This window comes from Desulfofarcimen acetoxidans DSM 771 (genome assembly GCF_000024205.1).
GTDB classification, from domain to species: Bacteria; Bacillota; Desulfotomaculia; order Desulfotomaculales; family Desulfofarciminaceae; genus Desulfofarcimen; species Desulfofarcimen acetoxidans.
This window is the reverse complement of sequence record NC_013216.1, coordinates 3,048,536-3,064,992: the sequence shown is the minus strand read 5'-3', so window position 1 is coordinate 3,064,992 and position 16,457 is coordinate 3,048,536. Positions and strand designations below refer to the sequence as shown.

At 44.5% G+C, this 16,457-nt stretch carries 13 protein-coding genes and 1 pseudogene; 7 read left to right on the top strand and 7 right to left on the bottom strand.

The annotated features are described in order from the left end of the window. Position 1: 1 nt before the first annotated feature. The 4 genes and pseudogenes from DTOX_RS13990 to tnpA all read right to left on the bottom strand — a co-directional run. Positions 2 to 967 carry an AraC family transcriptional regulator gene (locus DTOX_RS13990; RefSeq protein WP_015758340.1) on the bottom strand — a complete coding sequence of 322 codons (966 nt, stop codon included), beginning with the start codon at positions 965 to 967 and terminating at the stop codon, positions 2 to 4. 166 nt (positions 968 to 1,133) lie between these two features. After that, complete coding sequence (locus DTOX_RS13985) at positions 1,134 to 1,613, bottom strand: DUF456 domain-containing protein (protein ID WP_015758339.1); 480 nt, start codon at positions 1,611 to 1,613, stop codon at positions 1,134 to 1,136. 313 nt (positions 1,614 to 1,926) lie between these two features. Beyond that, positions 1,927 to 3,249 carry an RNA-guided endonuclease InsQ/TnpB family protein gene (locus DTOX_RS13980; RefSeq protein WP_015758338.1) on the bottom strand — a complete coding sequence of 441 codons (1,323 nt, stop codon included), beginning with the start codon at positions 3,247 to 3,249 and terminating at the stop codon, positions 1,927 to 1,929. 70 nt (positions 3,250 to 3,319) lie between these two features. Beyond that, positions 3,320 to 3,508: pseudogene (gene tnpA, locus DTOX_RS25380) on the bottom strand (IS200/IS605 family transposase); the annotation flags it as partial. 137 nt (positions 3,509 to 3,645) lie between these two features. Between tnpA and DTOX_RS13975 the strand changes: the two are divergent. Together DTOX_RS13975 and DTOX_RS13970 are read left to right on the top strand one after the other, a co-directional pair. Next, entirely contained in the window at positions 3,646 to 4,104 is a 459-nt protein-coding gene (locus tag DTOX_RS13975; RefSeq protein ID WP_015758337.1) for a GNAT family N-acetyltransferase, read from the top strand. Between the two features lie 112 nt (positions 4,105 to 4,216). After that, positions 4,217 to 5,419, top strand: a complete 1,203-nt coding sequence (locus DTOX_RS13970; protein WP_015758336.1) for an NADP-dependent isocitrate dehydrogenase — start codon at positions 4,217 to 4,219, stop codon at positions 5,417 to 5,419. 190 nt (positions 5,420 to 5,609) lie between these two features. On the opposite strand, the gene DTOX_RS13965 is transcribed toward DTOX_RS13970, so the two are convergent. Next, positions 5,610 to 6,026, bottom strand: coding sequence for a PepSY domain-containing protein (locus DTOX_RS13965; protein ID WP_015758335.1), 417 nt, complete (start codon positions 6,024 to 6,026; stop codon positions 5,610 to 5,612). Between the two features lie 264 nt (positions 6,027 to 6,290). Here DTOX_RS13965 and DTOX_RS13960 point away from each other — a divergent pair, with 264 nt between their 5' ends. The 5 genes from DTOX_RS13960 (at position 6,291) to DTOX_RS13940 (ending at position 12,308) form a co-directional block, all read left to right on the top strand. After that, complete coding sequence (locus DTOX_RS13960) at positions 6,291 to 7,163, top strand: damage-control phosphatase ARMT1 family protein (RefSeq protein WP_015758334.1); 873 nt, start codon at positions 6,291 to 6,293, stop codon at positions 7,161 to 7,163. 140 nt (positions 7,164 to 7,303) lie between these two features. Beyond that, positions 7,304 to 8,011, top strand: coding sequence for a glutamine amidotransferase (locus DTOX_RS13955; protein WP_015758333.1), 708 nt, complete (start codon positions 7,304 to 7,306; stop codon positions 8,009 to 8,011). A gap of 32 nt (positions 8,012 to 8,043) precedes the next feature. After that, on the top strand, positions 8,044 to 8,754 hold the full coding sequence (locus tag DTOX_RS13950) for an ABC transporter ATP-binding protein (protein ID WP_015758332.1): 711 nt from the start codon (positions 8,044 to 8,046) through the stop codon (positions 8,752 to 8,754). After that, positions 8,754 to 11,132, top strand: coding sequence for an ABC transporter permease (locus tag DTOX_RS13945; RefSeq protein ID WP_015758331.1), 2,379 nt, complete (start codon positions 8,754 to 8,756; stop codon positions 11,130 to 11,132). Before DTOX_RS13950 ends, DTOX_RS13945 begins: the two co-directional genes overlap by 1 nt. A gap of 12 nt (positions 11,133 to 11,144) precedes the next feature. Next, positions 11,145 to 12,308, top strand: a complete 1,164-nt coding sequence (locus DTOX_RS13940; protein WP_015758330.1) for an efflux RND transporter periplasmic adaptor subunit — start codon at positions 11,145 to 11,147, stop codon at positions 12,306 to 12,308. A 207-nt stretch (positions 12,309 to 12,515) separates the two neighbouring features. On the opposite strand, the gene DTOX_RS13935 is transcribed toward DTOX_RS13940, so the two are convergent. Continuing rightward, positions 12,516 to 14,045 carry a cysteine desulfurase family protein gene (locus DTOX_RS13935; protein WP_015758329.1) on the bottom strand — a complete coding sequence of 510 codons (1,530 nt, stop codon included), beginning with the start codon at positions 14,043 to 14,045 and terminating at the stop codon, positions 12,516 to 12,518. Positions 14,046 to 14,251: 206 nt separating this feature from the next. Continuing rightward, entirely contained in the window at positions 14,252 to 16,399 is a 2,148-nt protein-coding gene (locus tag DTOX_RS13930) for a Hint domain-containing protein (RefSeq protein ID WP_015758328.1), read from the bottom strand. Positions 16,400 to 16,457: the final 58 nt, after the last annotated feature.

Below are 16,457 nucleotides of genomic sequence, written 5' to 3'. Positions count from 1 at the left end.
CTTATCTATTGTAAATGGATTTTTTATCCTTCGCATTGACACTTTTCAGGTCCTGAAAAATATTTATATATTTCTTTATGAAGGACGGGGGAAAGTCCTCATACCGTGTTTGCGCCGCCAGTCCTTCCGGCCCGACTTTGTGACGTTTGCGGAATTCGGAGGGGGTGCAGCCGTAAAACTGTTTGAAAGCCTTGATAAGGTACTTGGGGTCGGAGAAACCGCTGGCCGGTGAAATTTCGTAAATCATTTTATCCGTGCTTAAAAGCAGCCGGACTGCTTCCATACAGTTGCCGCTGTATATCAGCTCCCGCAGGGTAAGGCCGAATTTTTCACTGATGTCACCGGACAGATGCTGGGGAGAGACACCCGCGGCCTTTGCCAGCTCCGAAAGAGGGTTTTTGGCTCCCGGCGTTTGGCGAAGGTACTCATAAATCATTCTGTACCGTTGTACCAGCTTTTCAGGGATGGGTTGGGTTCCGGCACCGTAGTGTAAGTAGTCGAAGCCTTGAATCATATGGTTGAGCAGTTCATTCAGTCCGGCTCTGACATCAGCCTCCTGGACCGGGCTGCCATCCTCGTCAAGGAGAAGCGCCAGATGGGTGATGCTCTCCTTCATGCGGCGGTATTTTTCCGGTACCTCGGCCTCGTGATAAGTGGAACAGCAAAAAAAGATTACATCGTCGAACTCCGGATCAACGCTCCTGCAAAAGGCGGGGTCTATCTGCAAAAGCAGCAGCCGGTTTTCCCCGCCGCTTTTTTTGATGCGGTGCGGCTCATTCACATTGACGACGGCAACGCCGCCCTTTTTCAGCAGATGGGTTTCACCGCACAGTGTTACCTCGGCCCGGCCGTCCAGCACCAGAATGATCTCCACGGCATTGTGCCAGTGGTAGGGGTATTCGTCGATCCTCTGCACCGAGACTTTGGCCGGTATTTCCTCTGAAAATTCAATTATTTCCGGGTACATTCATCATCACCTGCCTAATCTTTATGGCTATACTTTATTTCATTTCTGTGAGGCTCACATTGACACTTTTCAGATTTGAAATTTTTTTTTTGTTTTTAAGCAAAAAAATAAAACCCGCTTTTCAGCGGGTTGATGTGCTCGATATATTTATTTGCAAGGAACATTACTATAATACAACCATAAAAAACCATATAATCATGGCAATTTCTACCGTCAGTTTCATCATTAGCCCGCCTAAAAATCCGATTACAGTACCCCAGCCGCTGCGAAGCGCCTGTTCGGCAGATTTTTTCATTAAAATTTCGCCGGCGATCGCTCCAAGGAAGGGACCTAAAATAATACCTAAAGGTCCAAGGAATATTAAGCCTATGATAGAACCGATAATACTTCCCCATACCGCTATCTTTGAACCACCGTAGCGTTTAACTCCCCAAACACCGGCCAAGTAGTCCAGAAGAAAAACAATAATTACAGCCAGGCCTTGCAGCAGGTAGAAAGTCCAATTCAAATGAACGAAGCCATCAAAATAGCCATAAATAAGCATACCCAGAAAAATAAGAGGAGCGCCCGGCAGTGCCGGGATAAAGGTGCCGGTAAGACCAAATAAAAAAAATAATGATGCTAGTATAAGGCCTGTTGTAGACAAAATCTCATCCCTCATTAAATTTATTTACAACCATGGATAACTTATGCTGCTAACTGTTATTTTAACATGGGTTTAACTTCTTACCCAACTTTTATTAATAGGATTTAAACTAATATTTTGCTCAAAAGCAGTCGGATACTAATTATATATTATTTCCACCTGGCAGTTTAATGCCGATTAAAATAATTTTAATATATTTTTAAGTGTTTGAGCGGAGGTATAATGTATATAACTTGACATTCTCCCCATAGCTAAAGCCAGGAGATTCCGAGGTCGAACCCCGAGGGCAGTACAATCACCTCTAAGCAGTCGCTTACGCCGCTGCATTACTTTTCTTTTTCTGGACTATCGGTGGTTTCTTACGGGGTGTATTTAGAACCTGCACCCGGTAGGGATTTAAGAATATATCCTTATCCAGAACGGAAAAATCCCCATCCGACCGGTATTTGCGGATGATATTCGCTGCACCGTTGATGTCGGCATGAATAACACAACCGTTTTTTGTTCGATACAACCCCCGCTTAATCCGTCTACCGCTGAAGGTATATTCATTTTTGTTCGCGGGATCGTACTCCGGCAAAAAATCCTTATCAAGGAAGCTGGCTTTACTGGTGTAGCTCTCCTCTACCTCAATATAGGTGATACCGTACTTATCGCAGAGGTTTTTCAGAATACGCCGGAACTTCCAGAGGGGGATTTGTACAAAGTTCTGGTTGTTAACGTGGCCAATGTTGACTCCCTGCTTTTGTTCCTTATTTACACCAACTACCACTGTGCCAATCTCCAGGGAGATACTGAATTCTACAATATGTTTGGCAGCTTTCCGCAAGTAGTCGGTGATAAAATTTTCCCGGGATACGGCAAGGGCAGCCAGCTTGTAGGTTTCACTCTTAATGTTGTGCAGGTCTTTAATCGACTGCAGCCTGGCTCTTTCTTTGTTATACCACTGGTTGGCGGCCTTGAGTTGCTTGCCGTCAATTAATAAGACATGCCCGGTGGTGGATGCACAGGCAGCCAGGTTATCTACACCCAGATCTATACCCAGGATGCGATTGCTATCCAGGGAAGGCAGCACTGCCGGCTTGTCACGGTAGATATACTCCACTTCAAAGAAGTGGGCCTTATGAGCCGGATTGATGCGTACCTCCCGAATACTGGTTTTATCTAATCGCTCGGGAAACGGAAACCGGATGTCCTTGGCCTCCGGGTGGTCTTTTTTGAATACGTTTGATAACGGCAGCTGCAGGTACCCGGCATTTATGGCTATCGCGTTGGTTGACAGTACCAGTTGAAAATAGCCGTCTTTTTTCAGGTAACGTGGGATGCGGACTTTCTCTGCCGGGTACTGGCCTTTAGCCACTAACCTTTTCAATCCGAGAAAGCTTTTGAAACTTTGAGTAGCTACCCGGATAATCTGCTGGGAAACACCGGCCTGCAGCATCTTAAAGTTTTCGTTGGTTTTGCACAGGGCACAGTTTTTGGCATAGCTTAGAAGCTTGCCGGTGACAAAGTAGTGCTGCCGTATGTTGTACAATGCCACATTGTACAGGTTTTTAGCATACCGGCAGAGGTTTTGCAGTAGAGCATATTGCTCTTTAGTTAGATGTTTAATACGGTTCTTTTGGGTTGCAAACATTTGGTTTCACCTCCTTTCTATGTAGAAGTTTAGTGTCTTATACTTTCTTTTGGTTCTCAATTTACTGTTTAATAATTTCTAACTCCGGGATTTCTGATTGATGTTCGCTGCAAATCTGATGTATCAACTCTTTTAGTCAAACATCTACACCTTGGGTTAGCACTTTACGACGATATTTAGGACACCATACTACATGATATTTGCATGGGTACACTACATTGTTGTTGGATTTATATTCCATGATGTTATTGTACACTATAAAGCTATATAACTAAATAACAAGATTGCATAATTATCGGGCTTCGCCCGATGGCCCTTATATCCCCATGTCTGAAGCCAAGGGCTTTACGGGCCGTCCCGGTAAAAATTTATTTTTTTAAAAGAGGTGTTTTGCATTTGGAGTTTGGTATTGTAATTAGAAAAGCACGGGCAAAGGATATAGAGGCAATGGTTGGTCTTCTAGAATTACTGTTTAAAATTGAGACAGATTTTGACTTTGATTGGGATAAACAACGCCGAGGATTGGAAATGATGCTTGATGAAGAGAATCATCGTTGCCTGATAGTTGCTGAACTGCATCAAGAAATAATCGGCATGTGTTCCGCACAATTGCTGGTTTCAACAGCCGAAGGAGGCCTTAAGTCAATTATAGAAGACGTGGTAATAGCTAAAAGTTTTCGAGGTCAGGGTGTTGCCAAAAGACTCCTGCTTAAGCTTGAGGAATGGGCGCTTAACCAGGGGGTCAAGCGCCTGGATTTAGTGGCAGATAGGCATAACGGTACTGCTTTGAGATTCTATAAAAACATGAACTGGCAGTCGACGGATTTAATATGCTTGCAAAAAAAACTTCTTTAATAAGTTTGAGCTTGGCCGTAGAGGTTAGCATGTGTCTCAGAGGTTTATTTACCAATTTAGATGTTGTATAATGTACTATCATGGATTAGATTCAGAAGGGGAGACGGATTAGATGGCAGAAAAAATTCAAATGAATGTTCCACTGGTTGAGATGGACGGCGACGAAATGACCAGGGTTATCTGGCAGGATATAAAAGATATTCTATTGACGCCTTACATAGATTTAAAAACCGTTTACTATGATCTGGGACTTAAGAAAAGGGATGAAACAGATGACAGGATAACGGTGGAAGCAGCGGAAGCTACCAAAAAATACGGTGTAGCGGTTAAGTGCGCCACTATTACACCTAATGCCCAGAGGGTTGAAGAGTATGATTTAAAGCAGATGTGGAAAAGCCCTAACGCTACTATTAGAGCTATTTTGGACGGAACTGTTTTTCGTACGCCGGTAATAGTTAAAAACATCAAGCCCTTTGTTAAGACATGGGAAGAGCCCATTACTATTGCCAGGCACGCCTATGGAGATGTTTACAAGGGTGTTGAAATGAAGCTTTCTGCAAAAGGTAAGGCGGAAATCGTTTTCACCGGTGAAGACGGGCAAATTACCAGAGAAGTTATCCACGATTTTGACGGGCCCGGAATTGTTATGGCTATGCACAACGTGGATAAATCCATCGGGAGTTTTGCCAGAGCCTGCTTCAACTATGCACTTGATCAGGGACAGGATTTATGGTTTGCTACAAAAGACACTATTTCCAAAAAATACGATCATAATTTTAAAGATATTTTTCAGGACATTTATGATGATGAATATGAAGATAAATTTAAGGCTGCGGGAATTGAATACTTTTACACATTGATTGATGATGCTGTAGCCAGAGTAATTCGAAGCTCGGGGGGTTTTATCTGGGCTTGTAAAAATTATGACGGTGATGTTATGTCTGATATGGTAGCTACCGCTTTTGGCAGCCTGGCCATGATGACATCTGTTCTGGTTTCGCCCGAAGGATATTTTGAATATGAGGCTGCTCACGGGACGGTAACCAGGCATTATTACCAGTATCTCAAAGGTGAGGAGACCTCGACAAACCCTGTGGCCACTTTGTTTGCCTGGACAGGGGCTCTGAGAAAAAGAGGGGAATTGGATGGTATCAGCAGTTTAGTCCAATTCTCCGGTGATTTGGAGCAAGCTGCTTTAAATACCATAGAAGCCGGGGTTATGACCAAGGACCTGGCTATACTGGCGGAAGGCGAGAAGAAGATTGTTAATACCAGAGAGTTTTTGCAGGAAATAAAGGCCCGTTTAAGGAAATAGTTTTATTTAAGCTTAGTTATTTGGGGCATCTGCAAGATTGCATTCTTGTACCATATAGATAATTTACGGCTATATTTAAATATTTGACGGTTATAAAGCGGTGGCAGTTTAAAGTTGGAAACTGCCACCGCTTTATTTAATATATGGTAAGTTATACTTATTGCAGGTCTGCAGATAAAACACTGTTTAATTATTTTTTTCCTCGTATTCTTCTTTTGACGCTCAATATCTGAACTGATAAGATAATGCCGGTTGTTGACAGTATAATTAGACTAATAGCTACTGCATCAAGAAAAACAGAGATATCGGTATTGCCTATTCTTCCGCTGTGAAGCCCCTTGATCAAGCCCATCAGGCTAAAGCTATTGCCGGGATTTTTATAATCAGCGCCTCCCGGTGCCTTTCCGTCAAAGTGTGCTCTGTTGTCCGATTCACCGGCGGTTGTGGGCAAACCGGATTTGGACATCTCAACCTCAGTCCTGGAAGTATTGTGATTTACACCTATAAGCCATGGCTCAAGCATGATCAAGCCTGTAACAGCTTCTATCAGAATAAAAACGGAAGTAATTAAGCCAATCCACAGATGCAGCTGCCTGCTTTTAATCATTCGAAATCCTCCCATTAAATAATATCTATAATTATACATTCGTATTGTGAAGCTAAAGTGAAAATTATGAAAAAATTATAGATAGAAATATATATGGCAGTAATAGTTAGGTGTATGAATTTTTCCAATTATTCTTTTTTAAATTTTTAAGACTGTTGCTGAAAAGAGTTGAGCCGTTTATGTTAGAATAAAGACATATGCCTTAATATAATTAATGAATTTCTACATAAAAAATGTATACTAAAGCAAAGGAACGGGATGTAAATGAGAACATTTGTGGATTGCGTGCCTTGTTATTTAAAACAGGCAATTATTTGCATGACAATTGCCGGAGCAAGTGAGGACAGGCAGCACCGGATTCTCTATGAATTGATGGATACCATCAAGGGTTTTGACAGAGACCAAACACCCTGTGATAATTCCACTGAGATTTTGCTGCAATTATATAAGAGCCTGGGTATGGACGATCCCTACCGGGAGGCCAAAAGGGAATCTAATGATTTGGCTCTAAGTATTTTTCCAAAGCTAAAAGTTATGCTGGAGAATTCAACAGACAGGCTCTATGATTCACTTAAATTTGCAGTGGCCGGTAATGTGATTGATCTGGGCATAAACAAAACCTTTGATATTGACGAAAGTTTGCGGCAAAGTAAAGAAGCTGGTTTTGCCAGAGATGATTATGAAAAGTTTGTTGCCGGCCTGAATAATGTTGACAGAGTTTTGATACTGGGTGACAATTCCGGAGAGATAGTTTTTGATAAACTGTTGGTGGAAGAACTGGTTAGCCAAAACAAAAAGGTTACTTATGTGGTTAAGGGTGCGCCTATCTTAAATGATGCCACTGTGGAAGATGCTGAATATGTGGAAATGCACAGGGTGGCGGAAGTTATAACAACCGGTTCCCAGTACCTGGGTACTTCACTGGCTAATATTTCACCTGAACTTCTGCAATTGCTGCAAAAAACGGACTTGATCATTTCAAAAGGCCAGGCTAATTTTGAATCACTGGAGCAGGAGGCGTGGGCCAGGGAACGGATTTTCTTCCTGCTGAAAATAAAATGTGATTGTGTTGCTGAGGTAGCCGGAGCACGGCTGGGTGATCTGGTGTTCTTTACCCGGGATAAGGTGGCAATATAAAAATTCCTAAGTATTGGATTGCAATTTTGAAAAAGCTAACAAAGAAAGATGCTCTAAATTGACAACTCCGGTCCCTTATATATTGGAGTTGTTGATTTGTTTCCGAGCCTGGAGCCAGGTAGGAGAGAAAGGATACATATATGAAAAAGTTACTGATTATTAAAACCGGCACAACTTTTCCTTCCATACGCGAGACTTACGGTGATTTTGATGATTTTATAATTAATCAAGCAGATATCTCGCCTGCCGGCGTTATGGTTTCAGCTATCTACAAAGATAAATTTTTGCCGGATTATAAAGACGTTTCAGCGGTTATAATAACCGGTTCCCATTCCATGATTACGGACAATGATAATTGGAGCATATATCTCTCCCGGTGGCTGCGAGCTTCTGTTCATGAATCCATACCGGTTTTGGGCATCTGTTATGGCCACCAACTCCTGGCCAGAGCATTTGGCGGGTATGTGGATTTTCATCCGGGGGGCAAAGAAATTGGGACTGTTAATATAGAACTTACCGAGCAGGGGGAAAATGATCCTTTGTTGAGTGTTTTGCCTAAAAAATTTCTGGGTCATGTAACCCATGCTCAGTCCGTAATAAATCTGCCGGTGAGCGGACAATTATTAGCCAAAAACTGCTTTGAGGGACATCATGCATTTTCAATTAACAATAATATTTGGGGTGTTCAGTTTCACCCGGAATTTAATGCCGGTATTACACGGGAATATATTAATGAACAAGCACCCTGCTTGATCAAGGAAGGCTATGATATTAATCAGCTGCATAATTCTGTGCGGGAACATGTATATGGAAAAATCCTGTTAAAACGCTTTTGGGAACTCATCTAAATTCACCGAATCTTTATGAGGGTGTGTAATGAATGACGAAAAAAGTATTGATGAAACTTAACCGGGTAACCAGAACTTATGTTATGGGTGAGGTCACTGTCGAGGCCTTAAAGGAGACCTCCCTGGAGTTATACGAGGGCGAATTAATGGTTATTCTGGGTCCCAGCGGTTCCGGTAAAAGTACCCTGCTGAACATTATGGGAGGTATGGATCTGGCTTCCGGCGGGCAGGTGTATTTCGGGCAGGAGGATTTAACCCGGGCCGGCGATAAACAGTTAACCAGGTACAGGCGTTACGAACTGGGTTTCGTCTTTCAATTTTACAATCTCATTCCTGATTTGACAGCCAGAGAAAACGTTGAACTGTCCGCTAACCTGGTGGCTAACCCTCTGCCTGTGGAGGAAGTGCTAAGGGATGTGGGATTGGGAAGCAGGAGCGATCATTTTCCCTCCCAGCTCAGCGGAGGTGAGCAGCAGAGAGTGGCCATCGCCCGGGCGGCGGTGAAAAATCCACGCCTGCTGCTCTGCGATGAACCAACCGGTGCCCTGGACCACCAAACCGGCAGACTTATCCTTGCTTTACTCGCTAAAATTAACCGGGAGCGGGGCAGCACGGTAGTTATAGTTACCCACAATACCCCTATCAGCGCCATGGCTCACCGGGTTGTTCGCATGAGCAGCGGGGCTGTTGTAGACATTTCAGAAAACCGGTTTCCTTTGCCGCCCGAAAGGATTGAATGGTAATGAGCGTCTTGAGCAGAAAATTATGTCGCACCATCATAAATACCAGAGGGCAGTTCCTGGCAGTTGTAGCAGTTGTTATGGTAGGTATCTGTGTTTATATTTCCATGTCCACTGCTTATTATAATATGAGCAGGTCTCAGGAGATTTTTTACGAAGCAACTAATTTTGCCGATTATTATTTCCAGGTAGTCAGAGCACCCGGTCAAATCGTCAAACAAATTGAGTCGATACCCGGGGTAACCAGGGTTACGGGGCGAATACAAAAGGATGTGCCGCTGCTCAAAGAGGGACAGCAAAGAGCCACCGCACGGTTGATCAGTTACCCTTTGCCCATGGATAATGAAGTAAACCGGCTTGATTTGCAGCAGGGGCGTCTTTTTGAAAAATACCCCCAGAGCGGTGGAATTGAAATCTTAGCTGATCCTCAATTTGTCAAAGCCAATAACCTTTCCTACGGCAGTATGGTAGACATTGTGGCTGAGGGTAAAAAGGTTCCATTAACCCTGGTGGGCAGCGCCATCAGCCCTGAGTTTATTATCAACATGAAGGATGCGGCCACACTCATGCCGGACCCTAAAACCTTTGGCATTATCATGCTGCCCCAGAACCAGGCTGAGCAAATTTTGAACCTGTCCGAGCAAATAAACCAGGTGGTTTTAAACCTGGCTCCCGGAGCAGATGAGAAATCAGTGGTGGAGAAGGTTAAAGCTGTTTTGGAGCCATACGGCAATCTGGCCTCTTACCCGCGTAAAAACCAGTTGAGTCACACGGTTTTGCAGGGTGAACTGAATAATTTGCAGGCGCTGGCCAGATTTATGCCGGCCATATTTTTAGGTGTTGCTGCCGCCATCCAGTTTATCATGCTGGGCAGGATGCTCAAAGCCCAGCGTTTGCAAATAGGAGTTATGAAAGCATTGGGTTACGGAAGTGGACAAATCATGCTGCATTACACTTGTTATTCTCTGGCTGTGGCTTTTGCCGGGGCTTTATTGGGCACCTTGACGGGGGTATTGCTGGCCTCGGTTTTGTCTCAGGTCTATACACAGTATTTTAACTTGCCGGAAACCATTGGATCACTGAATTTAAAAGCCATTTTATACGGTTTTATACTCAGTTTGGGAGTCAGCCTGCTGGCCGGGCTAAGCGCTGCCCGGGCAGTTATATCCATTAACCCGGCTGAATCCATGCGCCCTGAGCCTCCCAAAGGAAAGGGAAAAATATTTCTTGAGGATTGGGCTTGGTTATGGAACAGACTGGGTGCAACCTGGAAGATGAGCATAAGATCTCTCGGGCGAAAATGGGGCCGCTTTGCCATTACCCTGTTGGGCGTGGTTTTTGCTGTAGCTCTCTTAGTGCTTTCACTTTTTTCGAATGATTCTGTTAATTATTTAATAAATAAGCATTTTTATCAGGAGCAGCATTACGATTTACTGGTCCGTTTCGGTACTCCGGTTAAAGAGGCTGAACTGCTTAACCTTTCCCGCCTGGAAGGGGTAATAAAGACAGAGGCCATTTTTGAAATCCCGGTAAAGCTGCATTTTAAAGGGCGTTCAGAGGACGATTCTCTGCAGGGGTTGCCCGCGGGATTAACTCTAAAAGAATTAACCGACGATACGGGAAAGCCCTTGCATTTACCGGAGGAAGGCATTTTGATCAGCCGGAGGGCGGCAGACAAACTGGGCGCGGAGACCGGTGACGTTGTAGAGGCGGAAACGCTGTTAAGCCTCGGTCCTTCTCATCGAGTCGGTTTGAAAGTAATGGGTGCAAACCGACAGCTTGTCGGAAGCGCCTCATACATCAGTATTGAGCAGGCCAACCTGATTCTGCGGGAGAGGGGTCTGGTTACAGGAGCTATGTTGAAAGTTGATCCCGGCAGAATTACGCTGTTAGAAGAAGAATTAAATGAAATGACCAATGTTTCTTCCATCTCCAGCTTGCGCAAAGAACTGAACAACTTGAACCAGAACCTGGACAGTATGATTTATTCAATGTCTGTTATGGTTGCTTTTGCTGTCCTGTTGGGTTTTGCTCTTGTTTATAATTCGTCGGTAATCAGCTTTGCCGAGCGTAAAAGAGAACTGGCCTCACTGAGGGTAATTGGTTTTACCTCTGGGGAGGTATCCGGACTCCTGCTGAAAGAAACCCTCTTGCAGTCAATACTGGGAGTGATCCTGGGGCTGCCTTTCGGTCGCCTGATGACCGGGTGGTATATTAAGGCTGTCAGTACTGATCTTTTTACGTTACCCGTCATTGTTTCTCCTCAAACCTATTTTTTCTCTGCCATGGGGGGAATATTTTTTATAGCTTTGGCTCACCTTTTTGCGGTCAGAGGGATTAAAAAACTGGATTTGTCAGAGGTATTGAAAAACAGAGATTAACGGAGGGCGGTTATGAAGAAGAGGACAATGCTATACCTGGCAGCTGCGATTCTGATCTCTCTGGCTATCACCGCGCTGGCGCTTAAGAATAGCGGTCAGGAAGTGGCAGCAGTGCAGGTGCGGCAAGGCAGTATTATGCGCACAGTATCTGATACCGGTTATGTACAAGCAGCCGTCAGCTATGATATCCATGCCACGCAGAATGCAAGGGTGCTCAGGGTTCCGGTGAAAATCGGACAAACAGTTAAACAGGGCCAAATTTTGGTTGTGCTGGAGAATTTGGATTTGGCTTTGCAGATCAGTGATATGCGCTCCCAGTTGTCTCAGGCAAGAACTGCTGCTGAGGGTTCCATGGCCGCTCTGGAAAGGATTCAACTGGAACAAAAAGATGCCGCTGAGAATTTTGACAGGCTTCAGAGGCTTTATCAGGAAGGTGCAGCCAGCCGGGTGGATTATGATAAGGCCAGGCTGCAGGTGGAAACAATCCGGCAAAATATGGAGGAACAGAAATCGAAATTGAACAGTGCTCTGGAACAGTCTGCAGGTTTTGAACAATCACTGCAGCAGCTTAATACTAAAGAGCAGCAGCTAGTGGTAAAAACTCCTGTCAAAGGTACGGTGCTGGAATTGCCGGTAAAACAGGAACAGGTGTTAAATTCCGGTGACTTGCTGGCCGGTGTAGCGGTTGCGGAGCAACTGGAAGTTAAGGCGGATATTTTGAGCGATGACCTGGCGGAGGTCAAAGTCGGACAAAAAGTTGACATTACTGCACCGGTGTTGGGACAAAAAGTACTTTTGGGTGAAGTTAAGCAAATCTACCCCAGTGCGGAGGAAAAACAGTCCGCTTTGGGTATTATTCAGCGCCGGGTACCTGTTATCATTGCTTTGTCTGACAGGGCTAATTTAAAGCCCGGCTATGAGGTAAGGGCAGCTATTAGAACGATTACCAGGCAGGATGTTTTAGTTTTGCCAAAGGAAGCGGTTATAACCAATGGTGATGACCGTAAAGAAGTTATGGTGGTGGTGGATAACCATGTTCAGCATCGGGTTATTCAGACCGGTATCAGTGATAATGAGAATATAGAAATTACCTCCGGCCTGGTTGCCGGTGAGCAGGTTATCAAGGACGGAAGCTTGGATTTGCAGGATAAGACCAGGGTTAAAGTTGTTGCATAAAGGATTATATGAAAGTGGCACTTCATCCAAAATGACGCGGAGAGGCACCAAAGCATGCCTCTCCGTATTTTAAAAATAAGCCGGGCCAGCTTAAATTCAGCGCTGTTTTTATCTTATCACATATTATCCCGGCATGGACAAATCCTATGAGCCTGTGGAGAAAAATCAGCAAAACCCTGACAGCGCCTGAATGGGTATATGAGAATTTTATTTATTTTTTCCGATTAAGTGTAAAATTTTACTCAGATATTTAAGGAGATAGGACAGGTCTTCTTTTTGGGTTTGGAGTCCGAAGCTGAAACGTATTGTGGCATACTTTTTTGTGTCAGCTCCTATTGCTTTTAAAACATGTGAATTATTGATTTTTTTTGAACTGCAGGCCGACCCTGCCGAAACGCTTATGCCAATCCTGTTGAGACTGCGCAGCAAAGCACCGCTGTCCACACCGGGGAAGCCAATGCTTAAGTTGTTGGCGATACGGTGTTCCAGAGAGCCGTTGACAATATAACCTGGTTCAACGTTTTTCAAGCCTTCAAGAAAGAAGCTTCGCAGTTCAAGGAGGCGTGCCGTTTCCTTTGCCATTTCCGAATGAGCCAGTTCTGCCGCTCTGGCAAAGGCAAGAATGGCCCCCACATTTTCGGTGCCCGAACGTCTTCCTGATTCCTGACCGCCCCCGTGAATCTGTGGAACAAGGGACAGATCCTTTTCAATATAAAGGCCGCCGATTCCTTTGGGCGCATAAATCTTATGTCCCGAAAAGGATAGCAGGGAAATTCCCATGTCCTTGGGATTGAGAGGTATTTTTGCAAAAGCCTGAATGGCATCAACCATAAAGAGGATATTATGTTTTTTACATATTCGCCCTATTTTGCTTATTGGATTGATGGTCCCAATCTCATTATTAGCTGCCATGACGGATACAAGAACAGTGTCCTGTCTGATAGCCCGCTGCACTGAATCCGGCGAAACCATGCCGTATTGGTCGACATCAAGGTAGGTAACGGAAAAATCCAGAGTTTCTAAGTATTCCATGACTCTGAGCACGGAAGGGTGTTCTGCCTTGCTGGTAATAAGATGTCCTTTCTTATTCAAATATTTAAAAGCAGCCCCTTTGATAGCAAGGTTGTTGGCTTCGGTGCCTGAAGCGGTAAAGAATATTTCTTCGGGAACTGCCGAGAGGCAATTGGCAATTCTTCGCCTGGCCTCATTAATAAATGCCGTTGTGAAATAACCCTGTGCCGTATTACTGCTTGGATTATCATAGCCGTATTTGCCGTTATAATATTCTGCCAGTATGCGGCCTACTTCGGGACGGACAGGGGTTGTGGCGTTATGATCAAGGTAAACTTCACGAAAATCAGGAGTTTTTAATGGTGCCCATGGCTTGCAGGGTTCGGCCTCCGGGTCCTTTTTTTGTTCCATTTCAAAGAAAATACCGTATCTCTTTTCGTAAGCCTGTTTTTGCTCAAGGTGGAATAATTTCCTTTCCTGCTCGGCTACAAATTTTTCGATTTCTTGTTCACTGAAATTCACAGCATCAGTACCTGCAGGGTTTTCCAAGAGGTGATTCATAAATTCGTGATTATTTTTAGAGACTATTAGATTGTGCAGATATTCCGGATTAGCTGCAGCTGCATATAATACTTCAGATGAAACGGGGTTATTTAATCCCAAAAACCTCCCAAATTTTAATTTTTGATCAGTTTGTTTGCTGCCGGTTATTGTTGCTGATTTCATATGTATCCCTCTTTCTCTGAAAACACTAAATACGTAGGGTTTAATTATGTCTTATCGAACAAGACGGTTCAGAGAAGCACTTAAGTGTGCCTCTCTGAGCTTTTGTAAGATTTTAAATACTTTCCTTTTGCCGGTGTCTAGGACACCGAATTAAGAAATTAAATGACAATTAGAATTAATAGGGAAGTGATTGCAAGACAGTCCTGCTAGACCAGTTTAAGCTGGATGCTGTTGTTTTGGGGATCAACAGTAGAGCCATCCTTAGATTTTAAATATTTCGAAACGGTCAAAGTATATTCCGTCTCCTTCTGCAAACGAGCGGTGAGCCACAGGACGGCGGGATCCTTCTCATCTACTCCGGCATGCATAATATTGCTTTCGGGTTCTAACTCATAGCTGCCGACAGCAGATGCCTTTTCGGCAGACAGCGGCAGATTAAAGGTCAGGCGGATTCTGGCAGGTACATGTCTTAAGATGAAACGAATCTCCTCAGTAAGATACCTGTTAAGATTATCAGGCTTATCTTTAAATAAAAAGGAAAGATCTGTGTCAATGCTGAATTTAGTGTTCAGTACTCCCTGGTCGTCCAAGACTTTGTTCTCCTTCAACCGGTCAAAGACCTGCCGGGAAGCTGCCGCGTCAATGTCCTCAGTTATAAAAGAGTTCGGGGCAAGTGCCGGCGGAAAAGCTTTTGCAGCCTGCACTTGCAATCCCTGGAATACCGGTCCGCCTATCCCTTCCGGCGGAAAGTCCATGGCATAACCCGCGTCTATGGCGTCTAGGCGGGTTTCCCAGGTTGGGGCATACGGGTCTTCCTCAAAGGCCTCATGCTGTTTGTTTATATATGCATAGATACCGTCTTCAAGCTGTTTTTTGCCCTTTTTCAGGACATCGGCGTACAGTTTGTCAAACAGCACTGTCTGCAGTACACCTGGGCTGTAATAATCTGCCATGGCTGCGGAAGTAAAACCGTTATAGTCAACTGGATTGATTTTTTGCAGGCGTGTAACCATGTGGCTCAATACCATCGTCATCCCTTCCAACTGCAGGTTTTTAATCCTGGTCAACCCTCCGGACAGGACGACTATATCCTTTCCATACTGGTTGAAGGCGAATGCATTGGGCTCAAGCCGTGCTATGTCATGATGAAAGATGATGTCCGGGTAAAATCCTCTGAACAGTTTAAGAGCGTAATTAACCGCGGCGTTTCCGAGGCTCATTTCGGAAAAACTGCGCCTTTCGGCGTTGTCGTTGACATCTATCTCTTGTAAGCTGCTCAAGTATTTGGCTGCCGTTTGTGGAATATAGGAGATATTTTGCCCGTGCACGTAAAACTTCGACGGCTGGGGCACAGGGTTAACTTCATTTATGCCGGAGGCTTGAAAACTCAAATACCTGCCCTCCAGCAGCTCGGTATTTTGCTCTTTATATTCATTGGTACCGATTTTGGGATAGCTGTCATGGTCATCGATAAAGTAGTTTTCTTTTAATTCCGAGGCATGTATCTGCAGATTAAAGTCGCCGGAAACCACTCCTTCCGACAGAAGCAGGTGGCCGTTCAGGCTTCCCGTAAAGCTGTTATCAGTGGCAATATGGTGGACTCCGCCTTCATATTCGCCTAAGTGTACTTCATGAACAGGCACAGCCTGGCCTTCGTAGGAGACAAGTTGATCTTTGCCGGGAACGAGGCGATCTGCCCTTTTCAGCTTTCCTTCGGGCATCAGAAACAAGTGGTCCGGAGTAACTATAATGGAACCTGTTTCGCCGTGTCTGATGTATATCATGGCCGGCTGGTGGCTGTCGGGTCCCGTGCCGGAACTGAAAGATACTTTCAGCGGCGACCAGTTTAACTTTATGCCTCCGGCATTGCTTTCGAGACTGGCTGCCAGAACTAAATCGCCTACTGCGAATTGCTCAATTTTCTTAAGCCCGTTGGGTGTGCCTATCTTGGTTCCGTAGGCAAAGCAGGAGCAGCAGCAGTGACAGGTAAGTTGATAATAACTGTCTCCTTGCCTGGTGCAAGCCTTGCTCCTTTTGCCGCTGAAATCGGCGGGATTGTTAATATTTAAGCAAACCTGGGAAGGATAGGGGTACAAATAGTCTTTAGGTTCACAGTTTGGTATTCTTTTGCCTTCCATATCCAGACATTGACAAATCCTGTGGGCCTGCGGAGAAAAGTCGGCAAAATCCTGGCAGTGCCTGGACGGGCAAATGAGAGAAAAGGGTTCTCCCTTTGCGAAAGTATCGTTGTCCAGACTGTCCTGACTTATTGAAGACCAGTTGATTGCATTAATTTCCTTAGCTTTTGGATCAAGAGTGGCCCTAATGTTATCTACACAATTTTCCCAAGCCATAATAAACCCTCCTAGATAAATTTTTTGTAGTTATTTGGCACATGCGTCTTAAGTTATC